The sequence below is a fragment of the Tepidibacter sp. Z1-5 genome (genome assembly GCF_037844525.1).
GTDB lineage: Bacteria > Bacillota > Clostridia > Peptostreptococcales > Peptostreptococcaceae > Tepidibacter_A.
The window spans coordinates 1-16139 of the sequence record NZ_JBBMMD010000071.1 but is presented as its reverse complement, the minus strand read 5'-3'; the positions used below and the strand labels follow the sequence as shown (position 1 = coordinate 16139).

Here is a 16139-nt window from a genome sequence, read left to right as displayed (position 1 = left end):
TTCAAAATATCGTTGTATTCGCGGTATTTGTATAGATAGTTTTTAATAACCCACAGACCCTAAAAAAATAACCCAGATTTCGTTTGTACGAAATCTAGGTAACTACTCTTATAGCCGCAAGTATTTTTTCAGCTTTTGATAGTTTTCCTCCCATAATTGGAGAAAACGTTAAGGATATTATATCTTGTTTACTTAAATCATAACCAAGCTTTATTTTTTCTAAAATATCATTAAATATTTTATCTCCATCTTTATTTACCATAGATATGGCATTTACTTTATAAGTGCTAATTCCAGTTTTATAAGTATCTATAGGATTCTTTATATTACCTGAATATACAACATAGGTAACTACTTCCTTTGATGTTTGATGACTAAGCATCGCTTCATATGCTCTAAATCGTCTAAGATCCTCTATTCCTTTAAAGGTTTTTCTTTTCATACAAAACACTCAACCATAAAATAGACGTCAATACAAGCTGAACAAAGACTTATCTTGTATAAAAACACTAGATAATATCCTGTAGCTATAATGAACGCTACTGACCCGATACCCACATAAAAATAATGCTTATTACAATAGTAAATACTATTGTAATAAGCATTATTTTTACTTAAATATTATTAAATTTTTAATAAATCTAATTATTTTCTTTTTCTAATACTTCCTTTAAATTTATTATCTCTCCTTCAGATAATTTTGTAGCCTCTTTTACCAAGGATATATCCATACCTAGCTTTAGTAAATTTTTGGCTGTTTCTATCTTTTCTCGTTGTACTCCTTGTTTTATTCCTTGTTCTATCCCTTCATTTTTAGCCTTATTAAGTGCACTAACCTTATCCTTTAATATTTTAGATCTCATCTCATAAATCATTCTCTGTTCATCATCATTACTAAGTCTTACAAGTTCATCCTTTGCCTCTTTTATTTCTTCTATACTCATTTCTAATCTTCTCACTTTTTCACTTTCAGGATTCTTTAAGAATTCTGTCCACGCAACCAACATATCCTTTTCATCACTACTATCCTCAAGCTTTGGTATTTCTATAAAATGTATCTCCATCACATTAGTAAGCTCTTCATTAGTTTCCTTTTCTTTTAATATATATCCATTATGAAATCTATCATTTTTTAAATACTTAAAATTTAGGATATTTATACATATAGTTCTTGATAAAATAGAATAATCATCGCCTTCTCCAAGCTGTTCTTCATACAGCTTACTCCAATAATAAAGACTTCGTTTTATCATATTATATTCGTTTTTTAGCTGTATCTCTATATTTATTACATCACCATTGCTTGTTTTCGCTTTTACATCTAGTCTTGAAAATTTATCCTCTAGAAAGTGTTTTTCTAGATCAGTGTTTTGTATATCGACATTTGTTATTAAATATTTTGGTTTTAATATAGCATTTAAAAATGATATTAGTATTTTAGGATGTTTACTTGATCCAAATATATTTTTGAATACAAAGTCTATCTTAGGGTCTAATAGTCCTTTCATCATAGTAACACCTCCTATTTATATCGTTATTAATATTATATACTATAACTGTATAAAATTCATCCATATGAAATGATTTTAAATCAGTATACATACATTTTTTAATTTCATATATTTATGTTTCTTTTAAAATTAATATAATCAATCGAACTTTGACATTGTATAAAGATAGCGAGATATACAAGTCGTATTCTGTCATCGCAGGTAACTCGACTGACCCAATACCCACATATAAAAGAAACTATTATTGAAGATAAATATCTATCTAAAAATAATCATAGGTAAAAATATTACTTACTATAATAGAGCAGTTTTCTCGTATATTTCTTTCAATCATCATTACTAAGCCTTACAAGCTCATCCTTTACCTCTTTTATTTCTTCTATACTCATTTCTAACCTTCTCACTTTCAGGATTTTCAAAAATTCAGTCCAAGCAACTAACATATCCTTTTCTTTTAATAAATAACCATTTTTGAAATCTATCATTTTTTAAATATTTAAAATTAATTATATTTATACATATAGTTCTTGATAAAGTAGAATACTTATCCCCTTCGGCAAGTTGCTCTTCATATAATTTACGGTTGTATGGCCTTATGTTCTCAGCCAGTTATTCAAAGATTAAATTTAGAAGAGAACAACATTGAAATATTCAATTAGACAAGACTCTGTTTTTATAAGTATAATTATAAGTAACTTAAATTTAGTACTGGAAGGGAGTAAATATTAATGTGTGATATTGCTATTTCAACAGCTGCATTCTGTTTGTGGGATATTGGACCCGAACGCAAACTGAACATTTGCATGGAGTTAGGATTTAATCGTATTGTTATTGCGTTTAGTACATTGAAAATGCTTCGCCAGTTTGCTTCATCACCTATGCTATGTGAAAAATTAGCACAGTTTAATAATGTGATGATCCATGCGCCTTGGTGTGGAATCAATTACAAAAATAATAAAGCAACGAAAGATATATTTACTCATCTAGAGATGATTGTTCAAAAAGTGAAAATTGATGCGGTCATTTTTCACTTTGATTGTATTAAGGATTGGTCGCAGTTTAGAGATTGCTCATTTCCTTATTATATAAAAAATCCTAATCATGCATCGTGGCAGACTTTTGATGAGGCATTGAATCAACATGGTTTTGATAGTGTATTAGATATTAATCGATCGATCCGTTTTGAAAACTATATTGATAAATACTTGGACCATCATGGAGAACAGATAAGAGCCATCCATGTAAGTGGCTTTATTGATGAACTAGGGCGCACCCCCATTGTTGAGAGTGGGCAAATGGAACTACTGAATAAAGTGAAACAAGTCAATGCCCCTATTATTATTGAAGGGCTATTTTCGCCAGGTGATTTTCAAGGTATACGAGAAGAAATTAAAGTCATTCAAGATAGTGTGATGGGTAACGCTTGTTTTTTCTAGGAAACAGGTAATTTTGACACAACTTAAAGGTCTTATAAATAATCGTACTTACCCCCGTTACGATGAACCGCATCATAAATAATATAAACAGAGATTTTTGAAAAAAATAAATTAAATACGGATGTTAATTTATTCTCTTTTTATTTATGATAATTTGTCAAGTTAAGTACAACACTTTACTATTATCCTAAAAAAAGACCTCAGAAGGTGTTTTATATCCTAAACATTTCCGAGGTCTATTATTTATTAAATTTACATAATAATTCAAATCATCTTGTTTAATTGTAGAAAAATAAAACTTTTTAGAATACACTTTATAAATATAGTAGTATTTTTGAGTCTTATCCTGTCGATTTATGAAAACCAACTGACATGATACCCACATAAAAAAAGACAATCTCATTTTATATTAGATTGTCTTTTTCTTTGCTTCATAAAATATGGATAATATTTACTCTACTCTCAACTTCCGTATCCTCAACCTGCACATAAGCAGAATTATTCATAAGATTACAAAGTCTTACAATTTCATGCTATTTTAAAATATCCTTCTCAATATTCTCTTGATATCGATTCCAAAACATAATGTAAAACTGTCTTTCCACTACATCCCCAGATATGGAATAATTATGAAGCATTCACTAGTCTTGATACTGTAAGAAATTCAAAAGGTTTTCGTGTAGTTAACAATTCTGTTGTTAATACTCTGCACATCTGCTCCTTTTCTGTATCTGAAAATAGATCAGTGCTTACATTATTAGCTATAAGACAAACTTCAGTTAATAATGTTTGCTTATCAAAAGATGATGATATAAATATTATCCTTTGTTTTAACTTAAAGGTTTTTAAGGCATTATTCTTTTCAGTAAAATCGTTTAAAATCCTAGCAGCCTTTTCATAAGGAATTAAATCACCAAGTTCAAACTAATTTTTATATTTTTCAATATAAAAAGTTAATTAAGAAATTATGATTTTATTGGTTACTCGCCTTGATGCAATTGTGATGAACATACTTACGAAAACAACAACAAAAATAATAAGATACGCTTTATCTATCATAACATCAAACAAATATCCATACATTAATTGTCCTAAAGGTAATGCACTCATACTTATAGTAGATATAAAAGCAACAACTTTTGACATTATATGTAAAGGAGTTTCCTTTTGAATAAATACCATTATCATGATATTAAACATTGTTCCAACAACCATAATGAAAACTGTAGAACATACTATTATTACATATGACAAAATTGGGTTCAAATTAAGAACAAGCGTTCCACCAATAGGTAATAAAGCAAGAGTTGTAGTTAGAAAAAGAATACCGGACTTATTTGCGTGAATTTTTTTAGATAACAAACCAACTAAAATCCCGCCTATTAATGTACCTATCATCAACATACTTTGAGATAAGGCATAAAGTTGATTGCTTAAACCAAGTTTGCCTTTGATTATCGCTGGTAAACCAACGGTAATCATTGCAGTTAAAAACAAGTTAAAGGCTGCAATAATTAGTATTATTTTAAAAATGATGGGCTTATCATTTATAATAAAATTTTTACTTAATTTAAAATCATGTGCTACAACTTTAAAAATATTTGATTCTTTTTTCTGAGGTATAAAAGGAATGTTAATAAATATTTCTATTACAGCAGATATAAAAAAACTTATTCCACTAAAAATAACAATTGACATAAATCCCAAGAATCCATACAAAAATCCAGCTAAAATAGGGCCTAATAAATTAGATAGTCCATTGATTTGATTCACAATAGCATTTCCTTTCAATATGTTGTCTTCTGACAATAAGACAGGAATGCTTGCCTGCACTGTGGGTTGATAAAAAGACTGTATAACTGACAATAATATTAAAACTATAGATATGGTAAGAACTGATGGACTACCAGACAAAGTAATTCCGAAAGCAATCATAATTATCGCTGTTAGAAGATCTAGTATAATCATAATGTTACGCTTGTTTACTCTGTCTGCAATCATTCCACCAAAAGGTGATAACAAAATAGTAGGTATTATTGCTATAGCTAATATACCACCAAATAAAGTAGACGATCCCGTTGTATCCAATAAATATAGTGGTAGTGTAAAACGAAGGACTGCATTACCCATGAGTGAAATTATCTGACCAATAACTATTAAAGAAAAATCTTTACTAAACAATTCCGTATTTTCTCTCATAATATTTATTTTACCTCCATTTTGTTAACAGTACTCACCAAATTCACAAATACTACCATACCTATTATTACAGAAATTACCATAAGTAAAAAAGGGAACCAAGTAATTCCAATAGCATTAGATATAATGTTTGATGGAATTACAGATAAAGTAAAAGCAGAAACTATTGTAACTGGAACAGACTTTTTAGAGAAGCCAATTCGCATTGCAATAATGCCTATACCTGATGAAAAAAGAGACATTATGAGAGTAGTTTTTACAATTATAATTAATTTTGCAACTGTCAATGTGTCAGGAATAATGTGTATAAACCTTTCTCCAATGAAAAAGATTGTATAAACTAAAATACTACTTAATATATAAGCAAGAAATGTAAACAAAGAAACTACTAAGAGTTTAACAATCATTATCCTTTGAGGTGAAACAGGATAAGAAAACAGAAGTATAGCCCTTTTACCCGAATATTCATCAATAACAAATCGTGCATACATTACCCCAGAAAGAGTAGTGAAACATACACAGCTTATTATATTTACAAGTAATATGATTGTTTCATAATTGGACAAAACATTTTTAATATAAACATCTCCACTAATCTCAGTTTTTGTTGAAATAAACAAAAACATATATATAAATACAATCAAGGCTAAGGCAATAAATCCAGTAGAAATTACATAGATTTTAAGTTTATTTCTTTTAAGTTCAAGTTGTATTAATTTAATCATTCTATTTTCCTCCATTCATAAGATCCAAAAAATAATTCTCAAGGCCGTCTGTAAATTGTGTTTTTAGGGAACTTAGTGTATCCTCCTTTATAATTTTACCATTATTAATAACCCCTATAGTATCAGCAATATGTTCAATTTCGCTTAAAATGTGGCTTGATATCAAAATAGTCGTATTATGTGTTTTTGCCAGTTCTAGAAATAATTCACGCATATCCCTTATGCCCATTGGGTCTAAGCCACTTATAGGTTCACCAAGATGAATTTTAAGATTTTGATTTGCAGACAAGTGTTCATAAAATACAGGTGTTTCTATAAGACAACCAATATTTCGTAAAATGTCATTTTTGCTTACAGCCATATCCATTCCTAAAATTTCTATTTTCCCCATTGTTGATTTTAATAAACCAGTAAGAAGTTTAAATACGGTTGTTTTTCCTATGCCATTGGCTCCTAAAAGTCCGTAAATGGAACCCTCATATACTGTCATGTTGCAATTCTTAATAATTTCCTTGTTCAAAAATGATTTTGTTAAATTTTCTGTTTTAACAACAATTGAATTATCTATTTTAATCCACTCCTTTTTGATACCGACCAAATGTATGTATAGTTGTAAAAATAAACTGCCACGAAGGCAGTATTACTTAAACATTATTTGTTTTGCCATAAGCTAAATCATAAAACTGTTTGCTTGATTCTATAGCTTCATCGTTAATAAATGGCAATCCTATTCCGTCAAGTAATTTTTTTAAAAATGTTACCTTAGCAATCCATTCCTCACGAGTAACTTCACAAATTGCAGGATTCCACCAAATATTAGTAAGTAGTAATATTACCTCAGCCAACTCTTTGGGTGAATCGTTTTTAATAGAACCATCTGTAATTCCTTCGTCTATTAACTCCTTTAAAAGCTTTGCCCCGTGTGTAAGTGTTTGCTCAATCTGTTTTGCTAAAAACTTTGGATTTTTGAAAAGAGAACTAGTTATAGGAATCATTTGCGCTTGTGTATTATCTGCAATTGAACTAGTAAATAATTTTTGTACTTTTTGTAGCCCATTTAAGGTTTTATCTTCCTTTAATTTTGAAAACCAGTTATTTTCAGAAAAAACGTTTTCGCAAACTGCATCTACTATTTCGTCTTTTGACTTAAAATGATGATATATAGCACCCTTGGAAAGCCCATTAAGAGCATCAACAATATCTTGAATAGTAGTATGTTCATATCCTTTTTCTAAAAAAAGTTTTAGGGATACATCAAGTATTCGTTTAATTGTTTCTTCTGGATACTTATTTCTAGCCATTAAATCACATCCTTTTTACATACATTCATTCAGTATGTATATTGTAAATTATTTTACTTATACCGTCAAGTAGTAAAATATGAATTTGCTCAATGTCTAAGTATTATTTACCTAATTTATTTTTTATTATCTCTAAAGCTACATCTAAAGCATCCATTCCTCCCAAATCTTTAATATATTAATAGAATATATAATTATACTTCTTGTCTAGATTCAAAAAAACCTTGCTTAACTATATAATTTGTTAAATCATTTCATCTTTTTAGCATATACTATACAAAATTATGGTTCTTTCCACTGTTAGTTGAGTAATTAAATTGATTCAATATATAACACCTTATTCTTTAACATTTCAAAACTATTTCTTCCATACATTATACGTTTAATTACTTTTAATTTATTTATACTTCCTTCTGCTAATCCATTGTCATATTCATATTTAATTGAATTTTTAACAGTTCTTCTATCTATACCAAGAATTTCGCTTATTTTAGTTAATGAATATTTTTCTTTATTCAATTTTTTAGCTTTATTAGTTACTAGATTTTTTTGTTCCCTTTTATTTGTTGTCTTTTTTCTAATGTATTTAACAAATAATTATTGAGATCTTCTGTGCTTAATTTTATCAATTTATTGTAAGTTTTAATATTTAAATTAAATTGTTTACCTCTTTCCATTTGGCTTCTAATGTTAAATATTGAATTTGATTTTCTTCAGCTTTTTTTACCAGAGCATTCTTTTATTTCATCAATTACTACATTTACATTAAATTCTATTTTTAGATATATTTTACAATACTCTGTCAAATTTTTTAATAAATGAAATCTATCACTTACTTGTATAGTTTTTGGAAGTGCTAAAGATATAGCATTTTTATATACTATTGAACCATCTCTTGAAATAACCTTCAAATTTCCATATGTATTTAACCATTTTTTTACACCTTCTAGTTCTCTTGAATTTATCATATCTATAATTCTATGAGAATCAATATCTATCATAATGCTTCCATATGTATATCTTTTTTTGAGAGTAAAGTCATCTATGCAGACTTTTGTTATTGTATTTTTATTTATTATTTTCGTTTCTTTTTTTTAAGAGATTGCATATAGTACTTTTACCTACTTTTGCAACATGTCTGCTTAATATATTTGATGCTTTTATTGAACTTACATTCATAGATATATTGATTATTTCCGCTTCTAAACGTTTTGATTTTTTGCCTTTAGAAGATAAAAAATCATAGGTTTCTGCAAATGTTTTATGATTACAATTTGGATTATTACAAAACATTTTTCTGTTATTAATAATAATTACAACTTTTTTCCCTTGCAGGGGTAAATCTTGAAAACTTCGCTCATATCTAGAATGAACTTTTGAAGTCGGAGTATTACAGTAAGTACAAACTACTTCAAGTTTATTAGATTCTACCCAAATTTTAATAGTATCATCAGTTATTTCATGTTTAATGTATTCTAATTTCTCATCTAATAATTTTATTAAGGCATTCATTTTAATAATCTCTTTTCTTTAGGATTTAATTATTAAATTATATCCTACTTATAAATCAAAATCAACTAACAGTGGAAAGAACCATCTCTATATTATCATTTATAAATACATCTAATTATTTCCTTTTTCTAATATTTTCTTTAAATTTATTATCTCTTCTTCTGATAATTTCGTAGCCTCTTTTACTATTGATATATCCATTTCTAGTTTTAATAAATTCTTAGCAGTTTCCATTATACCCTGCTTCATTCCATCATTTTTAGCCTTATTAAGTGCACTAATCTTATCCTTTAATATTTTAGCTCTCATCTCATAAATCATTCTCTGTTCATCATCATTACTAATCCTTACTAATTCATCCTTAGCTTCTTTTATTTCTTCTATGCTCATCTCTAACTTTCTAACCTTTTCACTTTCAGGATTTTTTAAAAATTCAGTCCAAGCAACTAACATATCCTTTTCATCACTATTCTCCTTAAGCTTTGGTATTTCTATAAAATGTATCTCCATAACATCAGTAAGTTCTTCATTAGTTTCCTTTTCTTTTAATATATATCCATTATGAAATCTATCATTCTTTAAATACTTAAAATTTAGTATATTTATACATATAGTTCTTGATAAAATAGAATAATCATCGCCTTCTCCAAGCTGTTCTTCATATAATTTGCTCCAGTAATAAAGACTTCTTTTTATCATATTATATTCGTTTTTTAGCTGTATCTCTATATTTATAACATCACCATTGCTTGTTTTCGCTTTTACATGTAGTCTTGAAAATTTATCTTCTACAAAGTGTTTTTCTAAATCAGTGTTTTGTATATCAACATTTGTTATCAAATATTTTGGCTTTAGTATAGCATTTAAAAATGATATTAGTATTTTAGGATGTTTAGTTGATCCAAATATATTCTTAAATACGAAATCTATTTTAGGGTCTAATAGTCCTTTAATCATAATAACACCTCCAGTTTGTATCGTTATTAATATTATATACTATAACTAGATATCTTCACATTAAAAATACATCATATTTCAATAAGTATTTTAAATTATATCCTATAGCTATAAGGAACCCAACGGCCCCAATACCCCCATAAAAGAAAACATTATCAAAGTACACCTCTAAACTAGTCATAAATAAAAAACTTCCTTACGCAAAAATTCAGATGGAGTAATTACTCCATCTGAATTAAGTTTCACTTTATATAGGTTCTTAATTTTATTTTTATAATTCTTCGTAAATTTCAAATTAGATTGCCTTTTTCTTTGCTTCATAAATATAGATAGTGAGCAACTATATTATACTCAAGTTTTTAAATATCTTTATTATAATTTTAAATTCATTGTTTACTTTACTCGTTTTGCAACTGGATGATTCTCTTTAAATTGAACCAAATCCCATAGGTTGCCATACAAATCTTTAAATACTGCAACTGTACCATATGATTCCTCTTTAGGTTCTCTTACAAACTCTATCCCTTTCGAAATCATTTCGTTATAATCTCTCCAAAAATCATCAGTACCTAGAAATAGAAAAACTCTACCACCAGCTTGATTACCTATAAATGCCTCTTGTTCAGTTTTCGATGCTCTTGCTAGTAATATTGTAGTCCCAGCAGAACCAGGTGGTGATACAACTACCCAACGTTTGTCTTGTTCAGGTTGATATGTATCTTCAATTAGTGTAAAATGAAGTTTCTTCGTATAAAATTCTATAGCTTCATCATAGTCTTTAACAACTAAAGCTATATGGACAATTGATTGTACCATTCTCTTACCTCCTAACCATTTCTATATTATAAATTTTGATGTAGTCATTCTCTTATATATAATTTTAGTCAAAATATCAAGTAAAAACAAATTTTTTAAAGTATCCAGTGTGTAGTTTTAAAACATAATGTATGTTTATTATACTTTATCGTTTAACAAAACCATATGTATATGGTCTTCCCATTTTCCATTTATTTTTAAATATTTATATGCTAATCCCTCGTTATAAAACCCTAACTTTTCAACTACTCTTAAAGAGCATATATTTCTAGGTATAATATTGGCCTCAATTCTATGTAATCCAAATTCGTTAAACATAATATCAATACCCTTGTTAGCTGCCTCAGTCATATACCCCTTATTAATTTCATCTTTATCTAATTTATAACCTAGATAACATGATAGAAAAGCACCTCTTACAATGTTGTTAAAACCAATAGAACCTATTATTCTTTTTTCATCTTCTTTTTTGAAAATCCATAATGTAAATGACGTACCATTTTCTATATTAACTAACTGTTTACCTAATTGTTCTTCATGATAGGAAATTTTATAAAATTCTTCACTTTTTATAGGTTCCCACTCGTCTAAAAAATCCCTATTTCTCAAATAATAGTCCAAAACTAATTTTGCATAAGTTTTGTCCAGCATTTTCAAGACAAGCCTTTCTGTTTCATAAACTTTTTGCATAAAAATTCCTCCTCAAATTTTTATAGATACTCCTTAAAATGCTAATATTACTAACGCAATATCTAACAATTATATCATAACTCATCGTATCCTCTTTTCGACGTAATTTTGTTATATAACGTTAATTTTTCTACCTTCTAAAAGACTTACAATTCTGTTTTTTGAATCAATTATCGATTGATCATTTTGAACAATTTCTAATATAATTGTTCCATCAAAATCATATAATATTTCTTTAAAAATGTATTCATAATCTAATTCACCATCTCCAATAGGCAAATGCTCATGAGTAACCGAAAAACGTCGATCTGCAATATGAAGTATTTTTGGTCTTCTTATCTTAACTATGTCTTCTATTTGTGAACAATCTTCAACATGAGCTAAATCTATTAGTATTTCTAGATCCGGATTCTTTTCTAATATAGTTTTTATATCTTGAGTATTAGAAAAAATCGGCATCCTTTTACTGTTATTTTCAAGATGTAATGTGATTCCATTTTCTTTGCATAGTTTTAGAACTTTTTTAATTTCTTTTGAGAGTTTAACCGCTGTATTCGAATCGATTATTTCATTCTCACAGATTGGATGAATTATTAAATCTTTGTTATTCAGTAAGTTAGCTGTCTCTACTAACTTGTGAGCATGTTCGTCAAATTCATTGATGTCTAACATTGCATGAATCATTATTGGAAAATCACATGACTCAATGAATTCTAATTTAGAATTTCCTTCATAATTTACCTCAAGTCCATTCTTGTCATACCAAACTTGAATTAAATCAAATTTATTCTTCCTAGAGAATTCAACTTCATCTTTATATTTATAATTGTCTCTTATGTTTCTTCCTATTTTTATCATTTTCTTTTCCTCCCATAAACTCTCAGCAATGAATAACGTTTAGTTATTTTCTATTAATTTACTCATAGAACCTTTAATTTTTTCAGCATACCCTTCTTATAATCCACATATTTGATTGACTCATAATCTTTTTTCATTCTTGCCCACTAATATTAATATTTCAACCTTCACTCTTGACTTGTTCTGAAAAGTATAATTAAAATTCTCATATAAAAAATGACTGAAATCCAGACATGATCAGTCATTTTTTATTAAATGTTTTGTACGCTATTTAATCGGAATATAAATGTCCATCTCGGATTGTTCATTATCCCGTCCCAAAAATCGTTTATCATATAGTTCAAAATTCGCTCTTTCATCAAGGACTTCTTTTGTAAGTAAAACCCATGTTCCCCATATATATTCATAGGTTTTAAGAATTGCACTAAGTAACCCTCTATGTGTAAATACCGCATATTTTCCAGCAGGTATTGTTTTAGCTACTATACCTGCTGGAAGATTATCATAGCAGGTAACTTCCATACCAATCACTTCTGAAAAATCCATATCGTAATTTAATGTATGAGTTTCCTGCAACTGCTCACATATCCCAAATGTTCGTTCCGAATGGTGCTTGTTAGGTATTATATCTGCTACATCTTCAAATCTCTGCCATAAAGAATAAATATTATTTATTGAAGATACTCCATGAATACCTGCCACATAAATATCATCAATATATTTGATTTCAGGCTGAACAGTAATGTTTGTGGTAATGTGTTTCAGCAAATCCATACTGATTTCTTTCTTATTGCCTATAAAAACTTCCAATCGATTATTGCGATATTGTTTGGGACTTACCCGATATACAGCTTTAAACGCTCTGCTGAATGCTTCCGGCGAATCAAAACCATTCTCTAATGCGATGTTGATAATTTTCTTATCGCTGTATAGAAGTTCCTTTGCCCCATTAGAAAGACGCCGTTTTTGAATATAATTTCCAATGCTCTCTCCTAGCAAAGATTGGAAGATACGAGTAAAGTGATAGTAGGAATAACCAGCTTCCTTTGCTACATCAATTACATTAATATCCTCGCCAAGATGATTTTCAATATAAATAACTGCCCGTTCAAATGTGTTTAGATATTCCATACTATCCTCCTTTTAGCTTAGACACATTCCAAAAATAAACTAGTCACCTTAGACTAATCTAGTGAAATTGAAAGTAGGGTGTTCAACCTTAATATTAACCATGAAATTTCCCACTTGCATATCGGTATTCAACGAATATGTTTTCCAACCATTTTGGTTAAGACCTCCCCAGCAAATATCAACTTTTCCCAGTGTAACATCAAAGACCATGCTTTTGATTGTTCCGAAAAACTCATCATACCAATGGCAACACAGTCCCGTAGGATATTCTGAAAGAAGCAGCTCTTTCAGATCTTTATCCGTTAATTGGTTTGCCTGATCCATGTAGTTCTTTATAAACTCATAGCGGCAGGCTGAATGTTCCATAGCCAATGGTTCAATTTCTACTATTTCCGGCAGATGGGCATGGTTTGTTGAGTGTATATATTGTTTTGTAGTAGTTTCGTCAATTTTTTGCACCGCTTTTTTACCATCCAATGTTTCAAATAAAGCTGCTCTGCCAAACTTATCCGCAAGAATCAGATTAATATTATATGCAATGGGCATATCCATCAGAGATTGTAATGCTTCGTTGACATCTTTACAATTTTCTAGCAGAGAACGTATCACCGCCCAAAACTGCAAACCTGTGATAGCTGGTTTACGCATAGTCTCCATGTTGCCTACAGGCATACCACAGGAAGTCTGACCAACCATCAACCCGCATTCGTTTATTCCCTCGCTTCGCCCAAACTGCATAACACTTCCTCCCATGTGAGCATATTTTCCTTTAACCTTCGTTTTGCAAAAAGAGAAGTCGTCCATTTTATGAGAAAACTCATAATTACGAGCTACCATTACATGACTATTTTTCGTCAGCTTTGGAAGTACTGCAAGTAAAGAGCATCCAGGAGTCAAATAGGTCATGGCATAATAGACCATCTGTAAACGTGTTACACCAATAGCTTCTGCGAAACCTCTAAGCTCTTCGTTCAGTCCAGGACAATATTGGTCAAACATTTTGGTCATTTCTTTTGCACGCTTTTCTGTGAAAGTGCCTGTGGGACACTTTTGCATTTCCGCAAATTGTGGGCAGTTCATTGCCATCTTTCCGAGATGATAGCCTATCTCATAGTTCGTTCCACACAATTCAAAAATATTAGTTCTTGCTGTTTCCATATAGTTTACCTCTTTCCTTGATTTAGTTTAGTTCTATTTTATCTAAACAGCAGGAAAACTACATGATATTTTCTGCTATGTTTTCGTGATAACAGAAATATGCTCCACATTTGCATAAGCAATTTTCCATTATTTACACTCCTAAGGTGCTTGAAGGACTCTAGTTCCTATTCCTAGGAAACGATAACGTTACCAAAAAACCGTCATACCTTATAATATAGGGTTTTCCCTTTTCATCATTTTTTAAATTATAATCTTACTTTCTTATAATTTAACCATGATTATATGGAATATGTTCCGAACCTAAAAACATAGGAGTTTGGCATCTAATCATTTTAACAATATTTTTATTCAATACATTAGGCAAGAAACGAATTTTATCTAAATGTTCGATGTCAATCCATTCACTACTAACTTGCATTTCATCAATTTCTATTGGTTTTTTTGCAATATCATCAACTAATTCACATAGAAAAATGTGATACATCTTATGAATATATTCTGGATATAATTCTCTCGTCTTAGGATTTTCACATATTTCTTCACACAATGCTGCAAATCTCTTTGGAATAACACAGTATCCAGTTTCTTCAAGACATTCTCTAATTACTGCTTCATGCAATGTTTCATATGTATGTTGTCCACCACCAGGTAATGAGTAATATTCTCCATTATGTTCGTCAAAACATTTATTTAATAACACCTTATCTTTATTGATAATAATTGCTTTTGCTGTACTTCTAATACCCATTTCTAAACTCCTCCACTTTTTTTATTTCGCAAAATTATACTACTATGTTTTAAGACCTTTATGCTTGTTACTACACAATTTATTTATGTTATGTAGTAACTATGTATATATTTATTATAGATTTGTAAATGATAGCTAAAGAATTTTGCTCATATAATATTCATCTACATATTTTCCATTTACTATAAGTGATTTTTCTTTTGTTCCTTCAATTTTAAATCCCATTTTTTTATATAGATGTATAGCACCTTCGTTATGAGTCATTACTGTTAGTTCCAATCTTGTAATGTTACTTTCTAATGCCCATTTCTCCATTTCTTCAAAAAGTTTTACTCCAATTTTTCTTCCTCTATAATCATTTAATATACCTATAACTATATAAGCACTATGTTTTATTCTATTAGCAACTCCTCTTTCGACTGATAAAAAGCCAACTATATTTCCGTTATCTTCAACTACCAATGTAAGTGACTTTGAATTATTTATATTACTAATATTAGATTCCATTTCTTCTATAGTTGTTTTTCTTTCTCCTGTCTCAAACATCATATTATTTGTTTCGTTATCTAATTGTTTCAACATATTTAAGAATTTTTGCGAATCCTTTGTTTCAATTCTTCTTATAATCATATTTTCACCTCCTGCTGGAACTCTTAAGAACTCCGTTTTCTAAATTGCAGCACATTACTGCAATACTATAAGATTATCATCAATTATTTCTTCATTATTAATAAAGCACTGAACCGCATAGTTAAGCAAATCACTTTGTTCATATAGTATACCATGAAAAGCATTTTTAACAATATAACCTATACTATTTTCTAATAAAGCTTTGTTCTTATATATATTTTAAAAAAACTTATAATAACAGTTTGTACTCTTTATCATATAATATCAATAAAGTTTTTCTTTTCATACAAAACACTCAATCATAAAATAGATATAAATATAAGCTAGCCGAAGACTTATCTTATTATAAAAACGGTAAATAACCTATTGTGCTAGTTAAATTTTAAAATAATAAAACTCCAACAAATGTGAAAACCTAAAGTTAATCCAAAACTTTTATAAAGGAGGTTTTCATATGTTGGAGC

Annotated in this window: 20 protein-coding genes; 1 reads left to right on the top strand and 19 read right to left on the bottom strand. The window is 28.9% G+C overall.

The window, feature by feature from the left end; all coding sequences use genetic code 11:
* Positions 1-94 precede the first annotated feature (94 nt).
* The 4 genes from WJW32_RS12860 to WJW32_RS12845 form a co-directional block, all read right to left on the bottom strand.
* The gene (locus tag WJW32_RS12860) at positions 95-442 is read right to left on the bottom strand and encodes a hypothetical protein (protein WP_340258953.1); all 348 of its coding nucleotides are present in this window, start codon (positions 440-442) and stop codon (positions 95-97) included.
* A 199-nt stretch (positions 443-641) separates the two neighbouring features.
* Entirely contained in the window at positions 642-1511 is an 870-nt protein-coding gene (locus WJW32_RS12855) for an Rpn family recombination-promoting nuclease/putative transposase (RefSeq protein WP_340258951.1), read from the bottom strand.
* 326 nt (positions 1512-1837) lie between these two features.
* Positions 1838-1996: a hypothetical protein gene (locus WJW32_RS12850; RefSeq protein ID WP_340258950.1), complete on the bottom strand. Its 159-nt coding sequence runs from the start codon at positions 1994-1996 to the stop codon at positions 1838-1840.
* Positions 1935-2108 carry a PD-(D/E)XK nuclease family transposase gene (locus tag WJW32_RS12845; RefSeq protein ID WP_340258960.1) on the bottom strand — a complete coding sequence of 58 codons (174 nt, stop codon included), beginning with the start codon at positions 2106-2108 and terminating at the stop codon, positions 1935-1937. The genes WJW32_RS12850 and WJW32_RS12845 overlap by 62 nt, the downstream gene beginning before the upstream one ends.
* Positions 2109-2239: 131 nt before the next feature.
* Between WJW32_RS12845 and WJW32_RS12840 the strand changes: the two genes are divergently transcribed.
* Complete coding sequence (locus WJW32_RS12840) at positions 2240-2947, top strand: hypothetical protein (RefSeq protein WP_340258948.1); 708 nt, start codon at positions 2240-2242, stop codon at positions 2945-2947.
* Positions 2948-3904: 957 nt separating this feature from the next.
* On the opposite strand, the gene WJW32_RS12835 is transcribed toward WJW32_RS12840, so the two are convergent.
* From WJW32_RS12835 to WJW32_RS12765, 15 genes are all read right to left on the bottom strand, one after another.
* Positions 3905-5146, bottom strand: coding sequence for an MFS transporter (locus tag WJW32_RS12835; protein WP_340258946.1), 1242 nt, complete (start codon positions 5144-5146; stop codon positions 3905-3907).
* A 5-nt stretch (positions 5147-5151) separates the two neighbouring features.
* Entirely contained in the window at positions 5152-5871 is a 720-nt protein-coding gene (locus WJW32_RS12830) for a hypothetical protein (RefSeq protein WP_340258944.1), read from the bottom strand.
* 1 nt (position 5872) lies between these two features.
* Positions 5873-6469 (bottom strand): ABC transporter ATP-binding protein, encoded by a 597-nt coding sequence (locus tag WJW32_RS12825; protein WP_340258942.1) that lies wholly within the window; start codon positions 6467-6469, stop codon positions 5873-5875.
* A 46-nt stretch (positions 6470-6515) separates the two neighbouring features.
* A complete protein-coding gene (locus tag WJW32_RS12820) occupies positions 6516-7172 on the bottom strand; it encodes a TetR/AcrR family transcriptional regulator (protein WP_340258940.1) in 657 nt (218 codons plus the stop codon).
* A gap of 312 nt (positions 7173-7484) precedes the next feature.
* Positions 7485-7754: a transposase gene (locus WJW32_RS12815; RefSeq protein WP_340258958.1), complete on the bottom strand. Its 270-nt coding sequence runs from the start codon at positions 7752-7754 to the stop codon at positions 7485-7487.
* Positions 7755-7885: 131 nt separating this feature from the next.
* On the bottom strand, positions 7886-8218 hold the full coding sequence (locus WJW32_RS12810; RefSeq protein ID WP_340258955.1) for a transposase: 333 nt from the start codon (positions 8216-8218) through the stop codon (positions 7886-7888).
* 22 nt (positions 8219-8240) lie between these two features.
* Positions 8241-8684, bottom strand: a complete 444-nt coding sequence (locus WJW32_RS12805) for a transposase family protein (protein ID WP_340258938.1) — start codon at positions 8682-8684, stop codon at positions 8241-8243.
* A 111-nt stretch (positions 8685-8795) separates the two neighbouring features.
* Positions 8796-9641, bottom strand: a complete 846-nt coding sequence (locus WJW32_RS12800) for an Rpn family recombination-promoting nuclease/putative transposase (protein WP_340258936.1) — start codon at positions 9639-9641, stop codon at positions 8796-8798.
* Positions 9642-10034: 393 nt separating this feature from the next.
* On the bottom strand, positions 10035-10457 hold the full coding sequence (locus WJW32_RS12795) for a VOC family protein (RefSeq protein ID WP_340258934.1): 423 nt from the start codon (positions 10455-10457) through the stop codon (positions 10035-10037).
* Positions 10458-10595: 138 nt separating this feature from the next.
* Positions 10596-11147: a GNAT family N-acetyltransferase gene (locus WJW32_RS12790; protein WP_340258932.1), complete on the bottom strand. Its 552-nt coding sequence runs from the start codon at positions 11145-11147 to the stop codon at positions 10596-10598.
* Positions 11148-11258: 111 nt separating this feature from the next.
* Positions 11259-12005, bottom strand: coding sequence for a TIM barrel protein (locus tag WJW32_RS12785; protein WP_340258930.1), 747 nt, complete (start codon positions 12003-12005; stop codon positions 11259-11261).
* 267 nt (positions 12006-12272) lie between these two features.
* The gene (locus tag WJW32_RS12780; protein WP_340258928.1) at positions 12273-13136 is read right to left on the bottom strand and encodes an AraC family transcriptional regulator; all 864 of its coding nucleotides are present in this window, start codon (positions 13134-13136) and stop codon (positions 12273-12275) included.
* Between the two features lie 48 nt (positions 13137-13184).
* Positions 13185-14294, bottom strand: a complete 1110-nt coding sequence (locus WJW32_RS12775) for a C45 family autoproteolytic acyltransferase/hydolase (protein ID WP_340258926.1) — start codon at positions 14292-14294, stop codon at positions 13185-13187.
* A 271-nt stretch (positions 14295-14565) separates the two neighbouring features.
* Positions 14566-15045 carry an NUDIX domain-containing protein gene (locus WJW32_RS12770; protein ID WP_340258924.1) on the bottom strand — a complete coding sequence of 160 codons (480 nt, stop codon included), beginning with the start codon at positions 15043-15045 and terminating at the stop codon, positions 14566-14568.
* A 135-nt stretch (positions 15046-15180) separates the two neighbouring features.
* Positions 15181-15675, bottom strand: a complete 495-nt coding sequence (locus tag WJW32_RS12765; protein WP_340258922.1) for a GNAT family N-acetyltransferase — start codon at positions 15673-15675, stop codon at positions 15181-15183.
* Positions 15676-16139 lie beyond the last annotated feature (464 nt).

Bases quoted from the DNA above. Each gene is read 5' to 3' on its own strand.
- WJW32_RS12795 (WP_340258934.1), bottom strand. From the start codon at position 10,457: ATGGTACAATCAATTGTCCATATAGCTTTAGTTGTTAAAGACTATGAT.
- WJW32_RS12790 (WP_340258932.1), bottom strand. From the start codon at position 11,147: ATGCAAAAAGTTTATGAAACAGAAAGGCTTGTCTTGAAAATGCTGGAC.
- WJW32_RS12840 (WP_340258948.1), top strand. From the start codon at position 2,240: ATGTGTGATATTGCTATTTCAACAGCTGCATTCTGTTTGTGGGATATT.
- WJW32_RS12765 (WP_340258922.1), bottom strand. From the start codon at position 15,675: ATGATTATAAGAAGAATTGAAACAAAGGATTCGCAAAAATTCTTAAAT.
- WJW32_RS12820 (WP_340258940.1), bottom strand. From the start codon at position 7,172: ATGGCTAGAAATAAGTATCCAGAAGAAACAATTAAACGAATACTTGAT.
- WJW32_RS12780 (WP_340258928.1), bottom strand. From the start codon at position 13,136: ATGGAATATCTAAACACATTTGAACGGGCAGTTATTTATATTGAAAAT.
- WJW32_RS12860 (WP_340258953.1), bottom strand. From the start codon at position 442: ATGAAAAGAAAAACCTTTAAAGGAATAGAGGATCTTAGACGATTTAGA.
- WJW32_RS12775 (WP_340258926.1), bottom strand. From the start codon at position 14,294: ATGGAAACAGCAAGAACTAATATTTTTGAATTGTGTGGAACGAACTAT.
- WJW32_RS12785 (WP_340258930.1), bottom strand. From the start codon at position 12,005: ATGATAAAAATAGGAAGAAACATAAGAGACAATTATAAATATAAAGAT.
- WJW32_RS12770 (WP_340258924.1), bottom strand. From the start codon at position 15,045: ATGGGTATTAGAAGTACAGCAAAAGCAATTATTATCAATAAAGATAAG.
- WJW32_RS12850 (WP_340258950.1), bottom strand. From the start codon at position 1,996: ATGATAGATTTCAAAAATGGTTATTTATTAAAAGAAAAGGATATGTTA.
- WJW32_RS12805 (WP_340258938.1), bottom strand. From the start codon at position 8,684: ATGAATGCCTTAATAAAATTATTAGATGAGAAATTAGAATACATTAAA.
- WJW32_RS12800 (WP_340258936.1), bottom strand. From the start codon at position 9,641: ATGATTAAAGGACTATTAGACCCTAAAATAGATTTCGTATTTAAGAAT.
- WJW32_RS12830 (WP_340258944.1), bottom strand. From the start codon at position 5,871: ATGATTAAATTAATACAACTTGAACTTAAAAGAAATAAACTTAAAATC.
- WJW32_RS12835 (WP_340258946.1), bottom strand. From the start codon at position 5,146: ATGAGAGAAAATACGGAATTGTTTAGTAAAGATTTTTCTTTAATAGTT.
- WJW32_RS12855 (WP_340258951.1), bottom strand. From the start codon at position 1,511: ATGATGAAAGGACTATTAGACCCTAAGATAGACTTTGTATTCAAAAAT.